Source organism: Sphingomonas jatrophae (assembly GCF_900113315.1).
Taxonomy (GTDB): Bacteria; Pseudomonadota; Alphaproteobacteria; order Sphingomonadales; family Sphingomonadaceae; genus Sphingomonas_P; species Sphingomonas_P jatrophae.
On the sequence record NZ_FOZG01000001.1, the window covers coordinates 172,053 to 191,421 of the forward strand.

The 19,369-nt window shown below is 69.8% G+C and carries 15 protein-coding genes and 2 pseudogenes; 9 read left to right on the plus strand and 8 right to left on the minus strand.

The window, feature by feature from the left end; translation table 11 throughout:
- Positions 1-22: 22 nt before the first annotated feature.
- Positions 23-1,528 (minus strand): anthranilate synthase component I, encoded by a 1,506-nt coding sequence (gene trpE, locus BM360_RS00715; RefSeq protein ID WP_093309387.1) that lies wholly within the window; start codon positions 1,526-1,528, stop codon positions 23-25.
- A complete protein-coding gene (locus BM360_RS00720; protein ID WP_093309389.1) occupies positions 1,525-3,468 on the minus strand; it encodes a peptidylprolyl isomerase in 1,944 nt (647 codons plus the stop codon). The genes trpE and BM360_RS00720 overlap by 4 nt, the downstream gene beginning before the upstream one ends.
- Before the next feature lie 151 nt (positions 3,469-3,619).
- Here BM360_RS00720 and tpiA point away from each other — a divergent pair, with 151 nt between their 5' ends.
- The 3 genes and pseudogenes from tpiA to BM360_RS00735 all read left to right on the plus strand — a co-directional run bounded on the left by tpiA (position 3,620) and on the right by BM360_RS00735 (position 6,954).
- Positions 3,620-4,381 (plus strand): triose-phosphate isomerase, encoded by a 762-nt coding sequence (gene tpiA, locus BM360_RS00725; RefSeq protein WP_093309392.1) that lies wholly within the window; start codon positions 3,620-3,622, stop codon positions 4,379-4,381.
- A gap of 126 nt (positions 4,382-4,507) precedes the next feature.
- Positions 4,508-4,891, plus strand: a pseudogene (secG, locus tag BM360_RS20155) (preprotein translocase subunit SecG); the annotation flags it as partial.
- A gap of 428 nt (positions 4,892-5,319) precedes the next feature.
- Complete coding sequence (locus BM360_RS00735; RefSeq protein ID WP_093309396.1) at positions 5,320-6,954, plus strand: CTP synthase; 1,635 nt, start codon at positions 5,320-5,322, stop codon at positions 6,952-6,954.
- A gap of 4 nt (positions 6,955-6,958) precedes the next feature.
- Here BM360_RS00735 and BM360_RS00740 read toward each other — a convergent pair whose 3' ends face one another.
- Both BM360_RS00740 and BM360_RS19415 read right to left on the minus strand, forming a co-directional pair.
- The gene (locus BM360_RS00740; protein WP_093309401.1) at positions 6,959-7,180 is read right to left on the minus strand and encodes a hypothetical protein; all 222 of its coding nucleotides are present in this window, start codon (positions 7,178-7,180) and stop codon (positions 6,959-6,961) included.
- A gap of 173 nt (positions 7,181-7,353) precedes the next feature.
- The gene (locus BM360_RS19415) at positions 7,354-7,503 is read right to left on the minus strand and encodes a hypothetical protein (protein WP_165611161.1); all 150 of its coding nucleotides are present in this window, start codon (positions 7,501-7,503) and stop codon (positions 7,354-7,356) included.
- Positions 7,504-7,890: 387 nt separating this feature from the next.
- On the opposite strand from BM360_RS19415, the gene proS reads away from it, so the two are divergent.
- From proS to BM360_RS00755, 3 genes are read left to right on the plus strand one after another with little or no spacing between them, the layout of a single operon-like run.
- A complete protein-coding gene (gene proS / locus BM360_RS00745; RefSeq protein WP_093309403.1) occupies positions 7,891-9,207 on the plus strand; it encodes a proline--tRNA ligase in 1,317 nt (438 codons plus the stop codon).
- A complete protein-coding gene (locus tag BM360_RS00750; protein ID WP_093309405.1) occupies positions 9,204-10,454 on the plus strand; it encodes a lipoprotein-releasing ABC transporter permease subunit in 1,251 nt (416 codons plus the stop codon). Before proS ends, BM360_RS00750 begins: the two co-directional genes overlap by 4 nt.
- On the plus strand, positions 10,447-11,118 hold the full coding sequence (locus BM360_RS00755; RefSeq protein WP_093309406.1) for an ABC transporter ATP-binding protein: 672 nt from the start codon (positions 10,447-10,449) through the stop codon (positions 11,116-11,118). The genes BM360_RS00750 and BM360_RS00755 overlap by 8 nt, the downstream gene beginning before the upstream one ends.
- A gap of 215 nt (positions 11,119-11,333) precedes the next feature.
- On the opposite strand, the gene BM360_RS19245 is transcribed toward BM360_RS00755, so the two are convergent.
- From BM360_RS19245 to BM360_RS00770, 4 genes are all read right to left on the minus strand, one after another.
- Positions 11,334-11,579: a hypothetical protein gene (locus BM360_RS19245; protein ID WP_131819140.1), complete on the minus strand. Its 246-nt coding sequence runs from the start codon at positions 11,577-11,579 to the stop codon at positions 11,334-11,336.
- 105 nt (positions 11,580-11,684) lie between these two features.
- The gene (dnaE, locus tag BM360_RS00760; RefSeq protein WP_278247378.1) at positions 11,685-15,194 is read right to left on the minus strand and encodes a DNA polymerase III subunit alpha; all 3,510 of its coding nucleotides are present in this window, start codon (positions 15,192-15,194) and stop codon (positions 11,685-11,687) included.
- Between the two features lie 45 nt (positions 15,195-15,239).
- A complete protein-coding gene (locus tag BM360_RS00765) occupies positions 15,240-15,713 on the minus strand; it encodes a hypothetical protein (RefSeq protein ID WP_131819141.1) in 474 nt (157 codons plus the stop codon).
- Positions 15,710-16,300: a peptidoglycan recognition protein family protein gene (locus BM360_RS00770; RefSeq protein ID WP_093309411.1), complete on the minus strand. Its 591-nt coding sequence runs from the start codon at positions 16,298-16,300 to the stop codon at positions 15,710-15,712. Before BM360_RS00770 ends, BM360_RS00765 begins: the two co-directional genes overlap by 4 nt.
- Positions 16,301-16,526: 226 nt before the next feature.
- Here BM360_RS00770 and dinB point away from each other — a divergent pair.
- From dinB to BM360_RS00785, 3 genes and pseudogenes are all read left to right on the plus strand, one after another.
- Positions 16,527-17,636, plus strand: a pseudogene (dinB, locus tag BM360_RS00775) (DNA polymerase IV); the annotation flags it as partial.
- Positions 17,637-17,898: 262 nt separating this feature from the next.
- Complete coding sequence (locus BM360_RS00780) at positions 17,899-18,606, plus strand: enoyl-CoA hydratase/isomerase family protein (RefSeq protein WP_165611162.1); 708 nt, start codon at positions 17,899-17,901, stop codon at positions 18,604-18,606.
- A complete protein-coding gene (locus tag BM360_RS00785; RefSeq protein WP_093309415.1) occupies positions 18,603-19,319 on the plus strand; it encodes an N-formylglutamate amidohydrolase in 717 nt (238 codons plus the stop codon). Before BM360_RS00780 ends, BM360_RS00785 begins: the two co-directional genes overlap by 4 nt.
- Positions 19,320-19,369: the final 50 nt, after the last annotated feature.

Sequence of the window (19,369 nt, forward strand, 5' to 3'; positions counted from 1 at the left end):
GGACGGGCGGCCGCGCGGGCGGTTACTGGCCGAAACCGGGCGCTGCGGCGCGGGCCACGGCCTCGCGTGCGGCGGCGAACAGTGCGCCGGCCTTGTGGCGGCACTCGGCAGCCTCCGCGGCGGGATCGCTGTCGGCGACGATGCCGGCACCTGCCTGGACGTGCATCATGCCGTCCTTCACGACCGCGGTGCGCAGCACAATGCAGCTGTCCATCGATCCATCGGGCGAGAAATAGCCGACGCCTCCCGCATAGGCGCCGCGCGTCTCCGGCTCCAGCTCGGCGATGATCTCGCACGCGCGGACCTTGGGCGCGCCCGAGACGGTGCCGGCGGGGAATCCGGCGAACAGCGCGTCGAGCGCGTCTCTCGCCGGATCGAGCCTGCCGACCACGTTCGACACGATGTGCATGACGTGGCTGTAGAACTCGACGGTGAAGCGCTCCGTCACGGCGACCGAACCCGCCTCCGCCACCCGGCCGACATCGTTGCGGCCGAGATCGAGCAGCATCAGATGCTCCGCCCGCTCCTTGGGATCGGCGAGCAGTTCGCTCCGGTGCGCCTCGTCCTCGCGTGCATTGCGCCCGCGCGGGCGGGTGCCGGCGATGGGCCGGATCGTCACCTCGCCGTCGCGCGCGCGGACGAGGATTTCGGGACTGGAGCCGGTGATGGCGAAGCCCGGCAGGTCGAGATGGTAGAGGAAGGGCGACGGGTTGATCCGCCGCAATGCCCGGTAGAGATCGAAGGGCGGCAGCGGGAAGGGCGCGGTGAAGCGCTGCGCCAGCACGACCTGGAAGATGTCGCCCGCGGCGATATAATCCTTCGCCTGCGCGACCATCGCGGCATATCGCGCGGAGTCGAGGCAGGGCTGCGGCTCGGGCGGAGCCGCCGGTGCGGTGGCCTGAGCGCGCGGGCGTGGCGCGGCGAGGCGTGCCATCGCCGCCTCCAGCCGCTCCACCGCATCGCCGACCACATCGCCCGATGCCTCCGGCCAGACGGGGGCGACCAGATGGAGCAGGTCGGCCAGCCGATCGAAGACGAGGATCGTCGTCGGCCGGACGAAGATCATGTCGGGCAGGTCGAGCGGATTGGGCGCGGGGCGGGGCAGCGTCTCGACCAGCCCGATCGTCTCATAGGCGAAATAGCCGACGAGGCAGGCGAGGGCGGGCGGCAGCCCCTCGGGCACGTCCATCCGGCACCGCTCGACCAGCGTGCGGAGCGCGGCGAGCGCGCCGCCGGGCAGAGGCTGGAACGCATCGCGGTCGGTCAACCAGCGGGTGTTCAGCTCGGCGCTATCCCCCTGCGCGCGGAAGACGAGATCGGGGGCGAGGCCGAGCAGCGAGTAGCGGCCGCGCGTGGCGCCGCCCTCGACCGATTCGAGCAGGAAATCGCCCCGTCCGGGCTCGATCAGGGCGAGCGCGGCGGAAACCGGCGTTTCCGTGTCCGCGACGATGGTGCGCCAGACGAGCGCCGGCCGACCCGCGGCCAGCGCCTCGCGTGCGGCGCGGTCCGCCGCCCCGCCGTCGCTCACCGCGCCGCCTGGCCGCTGGCAAGCTCCGCCCGGACGCGGGCGATCGCCGCGGGATCACGCGTCGTCTTCAGCTGCTGCCCGGCGGCGCGGACGAACTGCTGGGCATATTCCTCACCCAGCGCGCGCGAGAACTGGCTTTGCGTCGCGGCGATCAGCTGCGGCACGCGGCGCGCATCGCCCGGCTCGATCTTCGCCACGTAGGAGACGAACCAGCCCTGGCCCTGCGGCGCGGCGACGAGGCCGGCGCGGCCCTGCGGCAGGCTGAACATCAGGGCGAGCGGCGGCGGCATCTGCTGGTTGGCGCGCGCCAGATCCGCCTGGCGGCCACCCGCGGGCTCAGGCGGGGGCAGCTTCAGCCCGGTCGCGGCGAAGGCCTGCGCCAGCGGCGTGCCGGCATTGGCCTTGGCGACGATCCCCTGCGCGACCTGGCGTGCCCGCCGGGCGGCCTTGTCCCGCGCCACGTCGCGCAGCACGACGGGGCGGATCACCTTCAGCGGCACCGGCGCGGCGGGCAGCACGCGATCCACCTTGAGCAGCACGCTGGGCTGACCCTGACCAAGCGACTCGAGCGTCGGATCCTCGTCGGCCGCAGCCTGGAAGCCGGCCTTCAGCATCGCCGCCAGTTCGGGCGGGGCGCGGTAGTTGGGATCGTCCGGCGACAGGCCGTTCAGTGCCACGGCGGGCGAGGTCTGTGCGGTCAGGCCACGTGCCTTCACCACCTCATCGAAGGTGGAGCCGCCGGCGATCGCATCGTCGACCCCGGCCACCAGATCGGCAAAGCCTTCCTCGGCCTTCTGCTTGGCGAGGCTGGCGGCGATCTCGCTCCGCACCGCGGCGAGCGGGCGCGCGGCGTTGCGCTGGATCGCCTCCACCTGGATGACGTGCCAGCCGAGCGGCGAGCGGACGGGATCGCTGACCTGACCCTCGCCCAGCGCGAACGCCGCGGTGGCGGCGGCGGGGCTGGCAAGCGCGGCGAAAGCCTCGCGCGTCTGCTTGCCGACCTCGGTGTCCGCCGGGCCGAAGCCCGCGGCCTGCGCCGCCGCGGCGAAGCTCTGCCCGCCGGCGATCTTGGCCTTCAGCGCGCGGGCGGCGGCCTCCGCCGGAAGGATCACCTGGCGGAGCGTGCGCGTCTCGCTGGCGGCATAGCTCGACGCATTGGCCTTGTAGAATGCGGCGATCTCGGCCTCGCTCGGCGCGGCAGGCTTCACCTGCGTGGGCGAGACGAGCGCGTAGCGGAACACCCGCCGCTCCGGCAGCGAATAGGTGGCGATATGCTTGGCATACCATTCGGCCACTTCCTGCTCGCTCGGCGCCGCGCCGGGGGTGAGTGCGGCCGGCACGAAGCCGACGAGACCGTCGCGCCGCTCCAGCAGCAGCGAGGCATAAGGCAGGACGAAGCCCTGCGACACGCCGGCACCACCCGAAATCGGTGCCACGAGCTGGCGGCGGATGGCATCGCCGGCAAATTCGCGGCGCACCTCCGCCTCGCTGGCGCGCTGGCGGGCGATCGCCTGGCGGAACAGATTCTCGTCGAACTTGCCGGTCGGCCCGCGGAAGGCGGCGATGCTGGAAATGTCGCCATCCACCATCCGGCGGCTGGCGACGAAGCCATGTTCGCGCGCCCACGCCTCCAGCGTGCGGCTGGCGACGATCTGATCGACCAGCTGGTCGAAATCGCCCGACTGAATGAAGCGACCCATGTCGATGTCGGGATTGCGCTGCTGCGCCAGCTGCAGCTGCCGCTGCGCCGCCTGCGCCACTTCCGGCGCGGTGACCGACAGGTCGCCCATCCGCGCCACGCTGTCGCCGGCCGCGCCGCCGGCACCCGCGCCCATGCCGGCGGGCGTGCCGATGCCCGTCACCACAACCGCGATCGCGATGAAGCCGAGCAGGCCGAGCACAATCCAGGATCGGAACGCACGGCGGAAGAAGGCGAGCATCGGCGGGATCGTTCCGGAAGCTGGGAGAAGGAAAGCGCCGCCTTTAAGCCGCCCGGCCCGAGGCGACAAGCATCGGGGCGCACGCAGGTTGGCAAGCGCCGCGCGGCTGCTTAGGGCGGCTCAGCGGAAATATGTAGAATAAGGGGCGGACATGGCGCGTCGCAGGCTGGTCGCGGGCAATTGGAAAATGAACGGCAGCCTGGCTGCGCTGGCGGAGGTCGGCACCATCGCCGAGGCGGCGGCGCGTGCCACGGCCGTGGATGTCGCGATCTGCCCGCCGTTCACGTTGCTCGGCGCCGCGGTGGCGGCGGGCAAGGGCCTGCCCATCGGCGCGCAGGATTGCCATCAGTCGGCCAGCGGCGCGCACACCGGCTGCGTCTCTGCCCAGATGGTGGCGGAGACGGGCGCGACGCTCGTCATCGTCGGCCATAGCGAGCGGCGGCAGGATCAGGGCGAGACGGACGGGCAGGTCCGCGCCAAGGCGGCGGCGGCGATGGCGGCGGGCCTGATCGCCATCGTCTGCGTCGGCGAGACGGAGGCGGAGCGCGATAGCGGTGCCGCGGTGCAGGTGGTGGAGGCGCAGCTGCACGGCTCCATCCCGCTGCGCGCCAAGGCCTCGCAGATCGTCGTCGCCTATGAGCCCGTCTGGGCGATCGGCACCGGCCGCACGCCGAGCGTGTTTGAAGTGACCGAGATGCACGCCGCGATCCGCGCCAAGCTGACCGGCCTGTTGTGGAGCGAGGGGGAGGCGGTGCGCATCCTCTATGGCGGATCGGTGAAGGCCGAGAATGCGCGCGAACTGCTGCGCGTCGAGAATGTCGACGGCGCGCTGGTCGGCGGCGCGAGCCTGACCGCGGCGCAGTTCGTGCCGATCATCGAAGCGGCGAACGACCTCGCGCAATCCGTCTGGTGAGCCATGCGCCGGCCGCGCCGTCACGGGTGCGGCCGATCCGCGACGTTGAAGCCGTGCCCTTGATCCGATAGAGGCGCGCCACACATTCGCGCCGGCCGTGGGCGGCCGCCGACCAGAAAGCCTGTCATGCTCTTCACTTTCCTTCTCGTCATCCACGCGCTGATCGCGGCCGCGCTGGTCGGCGTCATCCTGATGCAGCGCTCGGAAGGCGGCGGCCTCGGCATGGGCGGCAGCCCCACCGGTTTGATGAGCGCACGCGGTGCCGCGGACTTCCTGACGCGGACGACGACGATCCTCGCGGCGATCTTCGTCGTCATGTCGATCGGCCTTGCCGCACTCGCCTCCGTGCAGAATCGCCCGCGCACGATCGACAGCTCGCTGGCGCGGACCCCCGCGGCCGGTGTGCCGCCGCTCGCGCCCGCCGCACCCGCAGCGGTGCCCGGCGCGGTGCCGTTCGAGGGCGATCCCGTCGCCGGTGCCGCCACGGCCGTGCCGAGCAGCGCGCCTGCGCCCGCCCCGACGCCCGCGGCCACGCCTGCGCCGGCCGCCGAGCCGAAGGCGGAGACGCCGCGCCGCCGCGAAGCCGCGACCACCACGGGCGCGCCGAACAGCTCGCTGGCCGCGCCTGCGCGGACCGAGCGGAGCAGCACCTCCGCCGCGCCTGCACGGACCGAGCGCAGCACCCCGCCGGCAGCGGAGCCCAAGGTCGATTCGACCCCGGCGCCTGCCATCCCGGTGATCACGCCGCCCGGCGTGCCCGCCGCGACGACGGGCAACAGCAGCACGCCGCAATAAGCCGCCGCCCCGGCGAGGCTGCCAGGGCGCGCTTCCTCCACCGTCGGCACCCTTGCTCCGGCCCCGGGCCGGGGCACGGATGCCCTTGTTGTTGCGACGGCCACCTTTCCGGCCCGCCACCTAATCGCTAAGGCCCGACTCCCATGACGCGGTTCATCTTCATCACCGGCGGCGTGGTCTCCTCGCTGGGCAAGGGCCTCATGGCCGCCAGCCTCGCCGCTCTCCTCCAGGCGCGCGGCTACACCGTGCGGATTCGCAAGTTCGATCCCTATCTGAACGTCGATCCGGGGACGATGAGCCCCTATCAGCATGGCGAAGTCTATGTGACGGACGACGGCGCCGAGACGGATCTCGACCTCGGCCATTATGAGCGCTTCACCGGCGTGCCGAGCCGCCAGTCTGACAATGTGACGAGCGGGCGCATCTACCAGACGATCATCGCCAAGGAGCGGCGCGGCGATTATCTCGGCGCGACGGTGCAGGTGATCCCGCACGTGACCGACGCGATTAAGGCATTCGCCGTGGCCGAGACGGACGGGCTCGATTTCGTGCTGTGCGAGATTGGCGGCACCGTCGGCGACATCGAGTCGCTGCCGTTCATGGAGGCGATCCGCCAGCTCAGGAACGATCTCGGACGCGAGCGGACGGCGTTCGTTCACCTGACGCTCGTTCCCTATATCGCCGCCGCGGGCGAGCTGAAGACCAAGCCGACGCAGCACAGCGTCCGCGATCTGACCGCGCTCGGTATCCAGCCCGACGTGCTGGTCTGCCGGTGCGAGCGGCCGCTGCCGGAGAGCGACCGGGCGAAGATCGCCCTGTTCTGCAACGTCCGCCAGTCCGCGGTCATCCCGGCGCTGGATGCCAAGACGATCTACGGCGTGCCGCTGCAATATCATGCCGAGGGGCTGGACCGCGCGGTTCTGGAGGCGTTCGCGCTGCCGGCCGAGGGCTCGCCCGATCTGACCCGGTGGGATCGGATCACCGAGCGGCTGGGCAATCCCGAGGGCGAGGTGACGATCGGCGTCGTCGGGAAATATGTCGGCCTGGCGGATGCCTACAAGTCATTGAACGAGGCGCTCGTCCATGGTGGCATCGCCAACAGGGTAAAGGTCAACATCCGCTGGCTCGACGCCGAGATGTTCGAGGGCGACAGCGACGAACTGGCGCAGCAGCTCGAGCCGCTGCACGGCGTGCTGGTGCCGGGCGGCTTCGGCGAGCGTGGCAGCGAGGGCAAGATCGCCAGCGTCCGCTTCGCGCGGGAGCGGAAGGTGCCGTTCTTCGGCATCTGCCTCGGCATGCAGATGGCGTGCATCGAAGGCGCGCGGAATACCGCGGGCATCGGCGGCGCCTCCACCACCGAATTCGGCCCGACGGACGAGCCGGTCGTCGGCCTGATCACCGAATGGATGGGCAAGGAAGGGCTGGAGCAGCGCGCGGCGGAGGGCGACCTCGGCGGCACGATGCGGCTGGGCGCCTATGATGCGGCGCTGTCCGGCAACAGCGTCGTGGCCTCCATCTATGGCGGCACCGCCATCTCCGAACGCCATCGTCATCGCTACGAAGTCAACGTCCACTACAAGGACGCGCTGGAGCAGGGCGGGCTCGTCTTCTCCGGCATGAGCCCCGATGGTCGGCTCCCCGAGATCGTGGAGCGGCCCGATCACCCGTGGTTCGTCGGCGTGCAGTTCCACCCGGAGCTGAAGTCCAAGCCGTTCGATCCGCATCCCTTGTTCAAGAGCTTCGTCGAGGCGGCGGTGAAGCAGAGCCGGCTGGTCTGAGGATCTAGCCGCCGTTCAGCTGACGAACGAGCCGCTCCGTTTCGTTGAGCGCGGCGGCGCCCTCGGCGGCTTCATCGGCGGCGTTGCTTGCGTTCACGGCGGCGTTGGCCGGGGCGTCGGGCTTCTGATCGTTGGCCACGTCCACCGCGAACCAGACGATTCCGGCGGACCAGAGCAGCGCCACCCAGCGGCTGCGGAAGATGGAGCGGGTGCGGACTGGGATCATCGCGTGACGCTAAGCCGGACGCTGATACTCTCTGCCGTCATCCTGAACTTGCTTCAGGATCCACTCTTCCGCCTGACCAGCAGCGCGGGGCGAAGACCGCCCGGTGGATGCTGAAACGAGTCCAGCATGACGAACGCGGGGGGCGAACCCATCGCTCGCCCCCGCGCTTCATCCTACGGCCCTTCGACGAACGGATCGCCACCCGCACCCGGATCCAGCACGGGATCGGTCGGCGTGGGCGGAATGGGATCGGTCGGCGACGGCACGGGCACGTCGACCGGCGATTCGTTCGGGATTTCGGGCGTCGGGGGCTGGCTGGCCATGGCGGCGTCTCCTGTGCGGTTCGGGAGGTCAACGCACCGCACGCAATCGGGAGCCGCACAAAAGCGAACGCCCGGACCGTTTCCGATCCGGGCGCCCGCGTGACGATTGCTCGTCAGCCCCCTGACTTGTTTGCCGGACCCTCCGAACGGGCAACCCCCCGATCACCCGTGGGATCCAGCCTCCCCGAACCATGGCCTGCGCCTTGTGTCCGCAAGGAGAGGCGTAAGGGATTGTTGCAGTCTTGTCATCGTGCCGTAGCGTCAGGCACGCCGAATGACGCAAGCTGTGGATTCCCGGCAACAGCGCGCCCAAGCGGACGCTTCCGCCGCGGGGCTTCCCGTTCTACAGACGGGCCTCCTTTTCCTCCATGGACGTGTCCGAACCGCATGCGCCTGTCCCGCTATGTCCTGCCCGTCCTCAAGGAATCGCCTGCTGACGCCCAGATCGTCAGCCACAAGCTGATGCTGCGCGCCGGCCTCATCCGCCAGCAGGCGGCGGGCATCTATGCCTGGCTGCCGCTGGGCCTGCGCGTGCTGAAGAAGATCGAGGCGATCGTGCGCGAGGAGCAGGACCGCGCCGGCGCGGTCGAGCTGCTGATGCCGACGCTGCAATCGGCCGAGCTGTGGCGTCAGTCCGGCCGCTACGATGCCTATGGCCCCGAGATGCTGCGCATCAAGGATCGGCACGACCGCGAGATGCTGTACGGCCCGACCAACGAGGAAATGGTCACCGCCATCTTCCGCGACACGGCGAGGAGCTACCGCGATCTGCCGCGCACGCTCTACCACATCCAGTGGAAGTTCCGGGACGAGGTGCGGCCCCGCTTCGGCGTGATGCGCGGGCGCGAATTCCTGATGAAGGATGCCTATTCGTTCGACATGGACGAAGCCGGCGCACGGCACAGCTACAACCGCATGTTCGTCGCCTATCTGAACACCTTCGCGCGGATGGGCCTTCGCGCCATTCCGATGCAGGCGGATACCGGCCCGATCGGCGGCGATCTCAGCCACGAGTTCATCGTGCTGGCGCCGACCGGCGAAAGCGACGTCTTCTACCACGCCAATTGGGAACGGCCGGCCGAGCTGTCGGCGGTCGACTTCGACGACGTAGCGGGCCTCCAGACGATCGTCTCCGGCTACACCGCCGATTATGCCGCCACCGACGAGAAGCGTGATGAGGCACGCGAAGCGGAGGCGGGTGAGGCGCTGCGCCAGTCGCGCGGGGTCGAGGTCGGCCACATCTTCTATTTCGGCACAAAATATTCGGCGTCGATGGGGCTGAAGGTGCAGGCGCAGGGCGGCGAAGAGGTTGTGCCGCACATGGGCAGCTACGGCATCGGCGTGTCCCGGCTGATGGGCGCAATCATCGAGGCGGGCCATGACGACAAGGGCATCATCTGGCCCGATGCGGTGGCGCCCTTCCCGGTCGGCCTCGTCAACATGCGCGTCGACGATGCGGCCTGCACCGCGGCGGCGGACGCGCTCTATGCGCAGCTGCAGGCAGCCGGCGTCGAGGTGCTCTACGACGACCGGGACGAGCGGGGCGGCGCCAAGTTCGCGACGATGGACCTGATCGGCCTGCCCTGGCAGATCATCGTCGGGCCGAAGGGCGTCGCGGCGGGCACGGTGGAGCTGAAGCGCCGCGCCACGGGCGAGAAGGTGGATGTGGCCACGGCCGATGTCGTCGCGCGGGTAGCTGGATGATCCTGTCCCGCTACGAGCGGATGGTGGCCAAGCGCTACCTTCTGCCCGGCCGCGGCGAGGCGTTCATCTTCGTCGTCGCCTCCATCGCGCTCGGCGCAGTGGCGATCGGCGTGATGGCGCTGATCGTCGTGATGAGCGTGATGAACGGCTTTCGCGCCGAGCTGTTCGACAAGATCGTCGGGCTGAACGGTCATGCCGTGGTGAAGGGCTATGGCGGGCGGCTGCCGGACTGGCGCGACATCGTGCGCGAGGCACGCGCGACACCCGGCGTCACCTCCGCCACCCCGCTGATCGAGCAGCCGCTGATGGCGAGCTACAACGGCCGGGTGGAAGGCGTGCTCGTCCGCGGCATGTTGCCGGCCGATATCCGCATGAACCCGGTGCTGCGGGGCAAGGTGGTCGGCGGCGATCTCGCGCGTGTGGCGCCGGGATCGGAGACGGTGGCGATCGGCGCGCGGCTGGCGGAGACGCTCGGCGCGCAGGTGGGCAGCCAGATCAGCCTGATCAGCCCCGAGGGGCAGACGACTCCGTTCGGCACGGTGCCGCGCATCGTCAGCTACACGGTCGGCGCGATCTTCGAGGTCGGCGTCTACGATTATGACAAGGCATTCGTGATCCTGCCGATGCAGGATGCGCAGACCTTGCTGATGCTGGGCGACGCGGTCGGCATGGTCGAGATCGATACGGTGGATGCGGACCGCGTCGGCCAGATCCTCGCGCCGCTCGGGCAGAAGGTGCGCGGGCAGGGCGAGATTGCGGACTGGCGGACGATGAATGCCAGCCTGTTCGAGGCGCTGGCGGTCGAGCGCGTGGTGATGTTCGTCGTCCTGTCGCTCATTATCCTCGTCGCTGCGTTCAACATCCTGTCGTCGCTCATCATGCTGGTCCGCGCCAAGACGCGCGACATCGCCATCCTTCGGACGATGGGCGCGACGCGCGGCGCGATGCTGCGCATCTTCATGACGGTGGGCGTCACGATCGGCGTACTCGGCACGGGGCTGGGCCTCGTCCTCGGCCTCATCATCCTGCGCTTCCGCCAGCCGATCGTCGGCGCCATCCAATATGCGACGGGGCAGAATCTGTGGGATCCGTCGATCCGCTTCATCACCGAGCTGCCGGCCAAGACCGACCCGGTCGAGGTGGTGACGATCGTCGCGCTCGCGGTCGGATCGTCGATCCTGTTCACCCTCTATCCCGCGCGGCGGGCCGCTTCGACCGATCCGGTGCAGGTGCTGCGTTATGAATGAGGTTCTCGGCACCACCGCTCTGACGCGTGCCTTCGCGCAGGGCGGGCAGAAGATCGAGGTGCTGCGCGGCGTCGACATGTCGATTGCAGAGGGCGAGATCGTGGCGCTGCTGGGCCCCTCAGGCTCGGGCAAGTCGACCTTGTTGCAGGCGGTCGGGCTGCTGGAGGGCGGCTATGGCGGCTCGATCCGGATTGCGGGCGAGGAGGCGGCGCAGCTCGACGATGGCGGGCGCACGCGGCTGCGGCGCGAGGCGCTGGGCTTCGTCTATCAGTTCCACCATCTGCTGCCCGACTTCTCGGCGGAGGAGAATGTCGTCCTGCCGCAGCTCGTCCGCGGTCGCAGCCCGGTCGAGGCGCAGGAGCGCGCGGTGGGGCTGCTCGACGCGCTCGGCTTGGCCCATCGGCGCGAGCACCGGCCGAGCCAGCTGTCGGGCGGTGAGCAGCAGCGCGTGGCCGTCGCCCGAGCGCTGGCGAACAGGCCGGTGCTGGTGCTGGCGGACGAGCCGACCGGCAACCTCGACGAGGCGACGGCGGACGTGGTGCTGGCCGAGTTCCTCCGGCTTGTCCGGGGGGAGGGCGCGGCGGCCCTCGTCGCCACGCATAACGAGCGGCTGGCGTCGCGCATGGACCGCGTCGTCCGCCTGCATGAGGGCGTGCTGGGCTGAGGCTCAGCCGACCAGCGCGGAAACCAGTGCGACCGCGCCGACGGCGTTGATCAGCAGGCCGGCGGTCAAGCGGACGGGGTCGAGGCGAAGGCCGGCGGCCTGTTCAAGCGTGGACATGGGTAAGCTCCTGATGGTGACTTACCAGATAGGCGAAGCGCTGGTGCGATCCAGCGAAGCGTGCCGATAGGAGTGATCGACAGCACCGCTCGTCCCGCTCAGCCGCTCGCCTCCGCCTCGCGCACGCGGCTCATCGCACCGCAGGCATGATCGATCAGGCGGGCCGCATGGGCAATATCGGGCGTGATCAGCGCAACGGCGAGACGTTCCATCGCAAGGCGCCGATTGCGTTCAGCCTGCTGTTCAAGCGCCGCCCCCAAATTCTCTGTAAATTGCATGGAAGGTTGGACGTCCGGGCGCGAAGCGTCGTTCCCGTCTGGATTGGCTAACATCATGTTCACCATTGTGCCCCTCGCCATTCCGACTGACCGGATTGGCGGCGTCACAATGCGGTAACTTGCGTAATTTGCCGAGTGGCTGAGCGATGAGTTGCCCTGCCGCTGCGCCGGTCAGCCCGCGCGGGCGAGGCGTGGCGGATCGGCTGCGCGCAGGCGCACCGCGCGCACGCCCGCGACCCGCTCGATCCGCGCCGCCACCTCCGCGTCGAGCAGCAGATCGCCCGCCAGGCGCAGCCGCGCCTCGCCGCCATCCGGCAGCACCGCCATCAGCAGCAGCTCACCCCGCCCGCCGCCGGCATCGCGCAGCATCGCGGCGAGCGCGGGCAGCGCCTCCGGTGCCTCGGCCTCCACCTCCATCACCAGCCGGGCGGAGGAGGCGAGCTCCTCCAGCGGGCGGGCGCCGCGGATGGTGACGCGGGGCGTCTCCTCGCCGGGCCGGCGATCCAGCTCCACCGTCAGCAGCGCACAGGCCCCGGTGCGCGCCGCCGCCTCCACATCCTCGCACACCAGATCGTCGAAGCAGGTGGCGATATACTGGCCGCTCGCATCCGAGCAGGTCGCCATCATGTAGCGGCGGCCTTTGGCGGAGGTGCGCCAGCGCGCCTCCTCGACCAATGCGGACATGGTGACGGTGGGGCGCGGCAGCGGCCGGCCCTTGTCGTCGCGGCCGGGATCGGCGGAAACGGGCAGGGTGAGCACCTGCGCATAGTTGCGCGCATTCTGCCCCGCGGCGAGGTGGCGGAAGCGGTCCGTCGGATGTGCCGAGAAATAGAAGCCGAACGCCTCCTTCTCCGCCGCCATCCGCTCGGCCAGGCTCCAGCTGCCCTGTGGCAGGCGGATCGCCGCCAGCCCCGCGCTGCCCGCCTCACCGAACAGGCCACCCTGACCGCTGGTGCGCGATTCGTGCGCCGCGGCGGCGTGGGCGAGGATCGTCTCGGCGCCTGCGAACACACAGGCCCGCTCGGGCGCGAGCGCATCGAACGCGCCCGCCGCGGCCAGCGCCTCGATCTGCCGGCGATTGACGATGCGCGGATCGATGCGCGCGGCGAAATCGTCGAGATCGGCGAAGGGGCCGGCGGCGGTCCGTTCGGCGACGAGCCGCTCCATCGCCGCCTCGCCCACGCCTTTCAGCGCTCCGAGGCCGTAGCGCACCTCACCGTCCTGCACGGTGAACTCGGCCAGCGATCCGTTGACGCAAGGCGCCCGGCATACGACGCCGGCGCGGCGCATATCCTCCGCCCAGATGGCCAGCTTGTCGGTCAGCGCGATGTCGTAGCACATCGATGCCGCAAAGAATTCGGGCTTGTGATGCGCCTTCAGCCACGCGGTCTGGTAGGCGAGCAGGGCGTAAGCGGCAGCGTGGCTCTTGTTGAAGCCGTAACCCGCGAACTTGTCGATCAAGTCGAACAGCTCGTTCGCCTTGGCCTCCGAAATGTCCTTCTCGGCACAGCCCGAGACGAAGCGTGCGCGCTGCGCATCCATCTCCGCCTTGATCTTCTTGCCCATCGCGCGGCGCAGCAGATCCGCCTCGCCCAGCGAATAGCCGGCAAGGATCTGCGCCGCCTGCATCACCTGTTCCTGATAGACGAAGATGCCGTAGGTCTCGGCCAGGATGCCTTCGAGCAGGGGGTGCGGATAGGCGATCTCCGCCCGGCCGTTCTTGCGGTCGCCGAACAGCGGGATGTTGTCCATCGGGCCGGGCCGATAGAGCGAGACGAGCGCGACGATGTCGCCGAAATTGGTCGGGCGGACGGCGGAGAGCGTGCGGCGCATGCCCTCCGATTCCAGCTGGAACACGCCCACCGTGTCGCCGCGCTGGAGCAGGGCGTAGACGTCCGGATCGTCCCAGCCGAGCGTGTCGAGATCGATCGTGACGCCGCGCCCGGCCAGCAGCTGCACCGCCTTCTGCAACACGGACAGCGTCTTCAGGCCGAGGAAGTCGAACTTGACGAGCCCCGCGCCCTCGACATGCTTCATGTCGAACTGGGTAACGGGCATGTCCGACCGCGGATCGCGGTAGAGCGGCACCAGCCGGTCGAGCGGGCGATCGCCGATCACGACGCCCGCCGCGTGGGTGGAGCTGTGGCGCGGCAGCCCCTCCAGCTTCATCGCCAGATCGAACAGGCGCTTCACCTGCGCGTCCGATTTCACCTCATGCGCCAGCTCGGACACGCCGTTCAGCGCGCGGTCCAGTGTCCAGGGATCGGTCGGATGATTGGGGACGAGCTTGGCGAGGCGATCGACCTGACCGTAGCTCATCTGGAGGACACGGCCCGTATCCTTCAGCACCGCGCGCGCCTTCAGCCGCCCGAAGGTGATGATCTGCGCCACCTGGCCGCGGCCATATTTCTGCTGGACGTAGCGGATCACCTCCTCGCGCCGCGTTTCGCAGAAATCGATGTCGAAGTCGGGCATCGACACGCGCTCGGGATTGAGGAAGCGTTCGAACAGCAGGCCGAGCTTCATCGGATCGAGGTCCGTGATCGTCAGCGCCCAGGCGACAACCGAGCCCGCGCCCGATCCGCGGCCGGGGCCGACAGGGATGCCCTGCGCCTTGGCCCACTTGATGAAGTCGGCGACGATCAGGAAATAGCCGGGGAAACCCATGCCGACGATGACGTCGAGCTCGAACTTCAGTCGTGCGAAATAATCGGGGAAGGCGGCCTCGATCTCTGCCGCGGTCCGCTCCGCATCCGCATAGCGGGCCAGCCGCGCGACCAGCCCGGCATGCGCATCCGCGCGCAGCATTGCCGCCTCGCCGTCGCGGTCGCCGGCAAGGCTGGGCAGGATCGGCTTGCGGCTGGGCGCGGCGAAGGCGCAGCGCTGGGCCACGACGGCGGTGTTGGCCAGCGCCTCGGGCAGATCGGCGAACAGCGCCGCCATGGCGTCGGCCGGTTTCAGCCACCCGTCGGGCGAGGAGCGCGCGCGCTCCGGCTGGTCGACATAGGCCGAGCCCGCAATGCACAGCATGGCATCATGCGCCGCGTGGAAGCCGGGTTCGGGATAGGCGGCCGGGTTGGTCGCCACCAGTGGCAGATCGCGGGCATAAGCCAGGTCGATCAGCGCGCTTTCCGCGGCCGTCTCGTCCGCCTCGCCGCGGCGAGCCAGCTCGATATAGAGACGCTGCGGGAACAGCGCCTCCAGCCGGTCGAGATAGGCCGTCGCCGCGCGCGCCTGGCCCGCCGCCAGCAGCCGCGTCACCGCGCCGTCGCCGGCCCCCGTCAGGCAGATCAGCCCCTCCGTCCGCCCGTCCAGCGCCTCCAGCGTGACGTGCGCGTCCTGCTCCACCGGCCGATCGAGATGCGCGGCGGAGACCAAGCGGCAGAGATTGTCGTAGCCGACGGCGTTCTGCGCGTAGAGCGGCAGCCAGTCGACGCTGACCGGCTTGCCCTCCGGCGTGCCCGGCCGCGCAATGCCGAGCAGCGCCGCGACGATGGGCTGCACGCCCTCCTTCTTCGCCGCATCGGAAAAGCCCATCGCGGCGTAGAGCCCGTTGCGATCGGTGATCGCCGCGGCAGGAAAGCCCAGCTTGCGCGCCTGCTTGGCCAGCGCCGTCGGATCGATCGCGCCTTCCAGCATCGTGTAGGCAGACAGGATGCGGAGGGGTATGAACAGGGTCACACAACCGTAATAGGGCGCCGCCGGTGAGTCGGCTAGCGGCGTGGGTCAGCGTGCCTTTCGCGCGCGCCGGATGAGGTCGCGCGCCGTGTCCGCCGTCTCGGCGTCTACCTCGTCGAACTTCGGCGAGCGGCAGGACAGGCAGTAGAAATAGCGCGCCGGCCGCCCCGCAATGGTGAGCATGCCGCGCCGGGCGAGATCGATCGTCCAGCGCCCCCGGCGTCCGTCCGCGAGCCGCACGGTGCCCGCCGCATGGCAGCGCGACATGTCGAGATCGTGGACATAGGCCTGCTGGTCGACCGGATCGGCATCGCGGAAATAGCCGCGCACCTCGGCCGGCGTCAGGCGGAAGCGGCGGCAATAGGCCGCGCTCTCGTCGCCACTCACCGCCGCGGAGCGCGCGCCGTTGCGCTGGATGGTGACAGCGGTGACCCTCGGCAGCCCGCTGGCGGCGAGGACCGGCTGGAGCGGCAGCACGGCGAGCGTCAGCGCCGCGGCGGCATGGCGGATCGTCACGCTCACCACCGCGCCGTGCTCGCCTCGGAGGGGGTCTTCTGCGAGACGGTGGGATGACGGAAGATCTCGGTGCGATTGATCTTCAGCTGCTCGCACAGGCCATCGATCAGCCAAACCAGCATTCGGTTCTGCTCCGCGGTCACCGATTCATACTGCGCCTCGGCTTGCCCGGCGACAAGCACTGCGCGGCCGACCAGCTCGATGCCGATGCTGTCGCGATTGTCGGGATAGCGGGCGGGCACGTCCTTGGCCGCTTCGTGCCGGTTACGCGTGGTTGGAGACATGGCGTTGATCTGCGCGGCCTCGCGCGGGGCACAGGCATGCTCCGCCACGCAGCGCGAGCGCAGCTTGCCGACATGGTTGCAGCGCTGGTGAACGGAGGCGGTCTGATAGGTCGTGCCGTCCTTGTCGATCAGGAAGTGCGCGCCCGTCGAGCTGTTCTGATAGCTCGCCAGCGAAGAGGCGGCGGTGGATGATCCGGTCTGGTGGACGATGATGCCGCGCACCGTCGGCATCGGCCCGCGCTCCAGCAGGGGGCGCCGCTCCAGCTTCACCTGATCGTCGATCACCATGCCTTCGGGGTTTATCAGCATCCAGATGCTCCCATGCCCATGGATCTAACCGGCCCGCCGCTCTGCCGGGCCGTCCGTCTCTATCCCGGCCTTCACCCAGCTTGCTACCAGCCGATGAACGGATCATGGCGCACGCTGTCAGCCGTGCCTGCTATGCGACGAGAGGTTGCGCGTCGGGCACCGCAGGCGAGTTTCGCGGTTTGTTCTTGCGCCGGATGGCGGAACGGGCGATCCTGACCGGCACCGCATGGCGGCCCGAACGAAGCCGTGGAACCCTCGACACCGCCCTCCCATGTCCGCGCTCCGTAAGATCATCCATGTCGATATGGACGCCTTCTTCGCCTCGGTGGAGCAGCGTGACGATCCGGCCCTGCGCGGCCGCCCGGTGGCGGTGGGCGGCGGCGGGCAGCGCGGCGTGGTGGCGGCGGCAAGCTACGAGGCGCGCGCGTTCGGCGTGCGCTCCGCCATGCCGGGCATCACCGCGCGGCGGCGCTGCCCCGATCTGGTGTTCGCGCGGCCGCGGTTCGAGGTCTATCGCCAGGTGTCGCAGCAGATCCGCGCCATCTTCCTCGACTATACCGATCTGGTCGAGCCGCTGTCGCTGGACGAGGCCTATCTCGACGTAACGGAAAATCGCCGTGGCCTGTCCTCCGCTACTGCGACGGCGGAGGAGATCCGCGCCCGCATCCGCGCGGAAACGGGCCTGACGGCGAGCGCGGGCGTGTCCTACAACAAGCTGCTCGCCAAGCTCGCGTCGGATCAGCGGAAGCCCGATGGCCTGTTCGTCGTGCCGCCGGGGCAGGGCGCCACCTTCGTCGCGGGGCTGGAGATCGGCCGGCTGCACGGCATCGGCCCGCGCACCGCGGAAAAGCTGCACGCGCTCGGCATCCGCACGGGGGCGGATCTCGCCCGCGCCGATCTCGCCTTTCTGACGGCGCGGTTCGGCAAGGCGGGCGGCTGGTTCCATCGCATCGCACGCGGCGAGGATGAGCGGCGCGTCTCGTCGAACCGCGAGCGCAAGTCCTCCGGATCGGAACGCACCTTCAGCGAGGACGTGACCGATTGGGCAGGGATGGAGGCGGGCGTGCGCGCGCAGGCGGCGTCGGTGTGGCAGTGGGTCGAGCGGACCGGCATTTCCGGGCGCACCGTCACGCTGAAGGTGAAATATCAGGATTTCCGCCAGATCACCCGCGCCCGCACGCTGCGCGCCACCGTCGCCAGCGAGGCGGCGCTGGCCGAGGTGGCGCTGAGCCTCGCCCGCGGCGTCATGCCGCTGCGGGCGGGCGTGCGTCTGATCGGCGTCACGCTCTCGCACCTCGAGGCGCGCGACACTGCCGAGCCGGAGCTAGCCCTGCTCCCGCTCGTTCAGCCAGGCGGAGGTGACCCCATGACCGATCCCCTGAACACAGGCCCGATGAACCCCGGCGATGCTGCGCCCGAAGGCACGCCAAATACGGGCGAGAATGTCTGCCCGGTGTGCGGCGGCGACGGCAAGGTGGATGGCGAGACGTGCCACAACTGCAACGGGCTGGGCACGGTTATCGTCGGCATCAGCGGCGGCTAGGCGTCGCCCGATGGGGGGTGGTGACAGAGACTGCCCCACCGTGCAGAGCGGTGCGATGTTCACATGGCAAGCGGCGGGCGGCATCGCCCGGATCGTCATCGACCGGCCGGCGGCGCGCAATGCCGTGACGCTGGCGGGCTGGGCAGAACTCGGCCGGGTCGTGGCGCAGGTTGCGGCGGAGCGGCCCGCGGCGGTGATCCTCCACGCGCGGTCGGGTCCGGCCTTCTGCGCGGGGGCCGATCTGGACGAGCTGGCCCGGCTGGCCGAGGATCGTGAGGGGCGGGCCGTGTTCCACCGCGCGATGGCGGATGCGTTCGCGGCGCTGGCGGCCTTGCCGATGCCGACAGTGGCGGCGATCGACGGGCCTTGCCATGGCGCGGGCGTCGCGCTGGCCATGGCGTGCGATCTGCGGCTGGCCGGCACCGCCGCGCGCTTCTCAATCCCGCCCGCCAGGCTCGGCATCCTCTACCCGCCCGCCGACGTCGCGCGGCTGACGGCACTCGTCGGGCGAGCCCACGCCATCCGCCTGCTCGCGACGGGCGCAACCATCGACGCGGAGGAGGCGGCGCGGATCGGCCTCGTCGACATGATCGCTCCGGATCCTCTCAGGGAGGCGGAGGCGATGGCGGGCGCGATTGCCGCGAACGACTGGGAAAGCGTGAACAAGCTCAAACACATGGTCGATGGTGCTGAGGAGTCGTTCGAGGATGGCCTCGGCTCTCCCGCCTTTGCCGTCTGGGCCAAGGCGAGGATCGCGCGATGAGTGAGGGGTGGCAGCTTATCGGCCAGCCGTCAGCCGGCGGCGTGCTGATCGTCGTGGACCATGCGTCGAACCATGTGCCGGCGGATATCGATCTCGGCATCGATCCCGCGCTGCTGAACGAGCATGTCGCCATCGATATCGGCGTGGCGCCGCTTGCCGCTGCGCTGTGCAATCGCCTGGGCTGCGCGGCGCTGCTGGGCGGCGTCTCGCGGCTGGTGATCGATCTCAACCGGGAGGAGGATGCCGCCGGGCTGATCCCGCTGGTCAGCGACGGACACGCCATCGCCGGTAATGAAGGGGTGGACCGGACGGCGCGGATCGCGCGCTTTTGGCAGCCTTATCACGATGCGCTCACCACCACGATCGCCGCGGCGCGCCCGGCCATGCTCGTCTCGCTGCACAGCTTCACACCGCGTCTGAAGAGCAGCGACGAACCGCGTCCATGGCAGGTGGGCGTGCTCTACAACCAGGATGCACGCGCCGCCCGCATCGCCATCCCGCTGCTGGAGGCGGCGGGCATCGTGACCGGGGACAACCAACCTTATTCGGGCACGGTCCTGAACGCGACGATGAACCGGCATGGCGAGGCGAACGGCCTGCCTTATCTCGGCCTTGAGGTGCGACAGGATCTGATTGGAGACGCCACCGGTGTAGAGCAATGGTGTGCCACGCTGGCCCCGATCATTGCGAAAGTTGCGGCAGCGTTCCATTGACCCCCACCGGCTAACCCGCGAAAGCGGCGCCGATCGAACAATGGATTGAC

What these genes read in the sequence shown, in the direction of transcription:
- BM360_RS00720 (WP_093309389.1), bottom strand. Translation starts at nt 3,468, where the DNA reads ATGCTCGCCTTCTTCCGCCGTGCGTTCCGATCCTGGATTGTGCTCGGC.
- tpiA (WP_093309392.1), top strand. Translation starts at nt 3,620, where the DNA reads ATGGCGCGTCGCAGGCTGGTCGCGGGCAATTGGAAAATGAACGGCAGC.
- BM360_RS00735 (WP_093309396.1), top strand. Translation starts at nt 5,320, where the DNA reads ATGACGCGGTTCATCTTCATCACCGGCGGCGTGGTCTCCTCGCTGGGC.
- BM360_RS00740 (WP_093309401.1), bottom strand. Translation starts at nt 7,180, where the DNA reads ATGATCCCAGTCCGCACCCGCTCCATCTTCCGCAGCCGCTGGGTGGCG.
- BM360_RS19415 (WP_165611161.1), bottom strand. Translation starts at nt 7,503, where the DNA reads ATGGCCAGCCAGCCCCCGACGCCCGAAATCCCGAACGAATCGCCGGTC.
- proS (WP_093309403.1), top strand. Translation starts at nt 7,891, where the DNA reads ATGCGCCTGTCCCGCTATGTCCTGCCCGTCCTCAAGGAATCGCCTGCT.
- BM360_RS00750 (WP_093309405.1), top strand. Translation starts at nt 9,204, where the DNA reads ATGATCCTGTCCCGCTACGAGCGGATGGTGGCCAAGCGCTACCTTCTG.
- BM360_RS00755 (WP_093309406.1), top strand. Translation starts at nt 10,447, where the DNA reads ATGAATGAGGTTCTCGGCACCACCGCTCTGACGCGTGCCTTCGCGCAG.
- BM360_RS19245 (WP_131819140.1), bottom strand. Translation starts at nt 11,579, where the DNA reads ATGGTGAACATGATGTTAGCCAATCCAGACGGGAACGACGCTTCGCGC.
- BM360_RS00770 (WP_093309411.1), bottom strand. Translation starts at nt 16,300, where the DNA reads ATGCTGATAAACCCCGAAGGCATGGTGATCGACGATCAGGTGAAGCTG.
- BM360_RS00780 (WP_165611162.1), top strand. Translation starts at nt 17,899, where the DNA reads ATGTTCACATGGCAAGCGGCGGGCGGCATCGCCCGGATCGTCATCGAC.
- BM360_RS00785 (WP_093309415.1), top strand. Translation starts at nt 18,603, where the DNA reads ATGAGTGAGGGGTGGCAGCTTATCGGCCAGCCGTCAGCCGGCGGCGTG.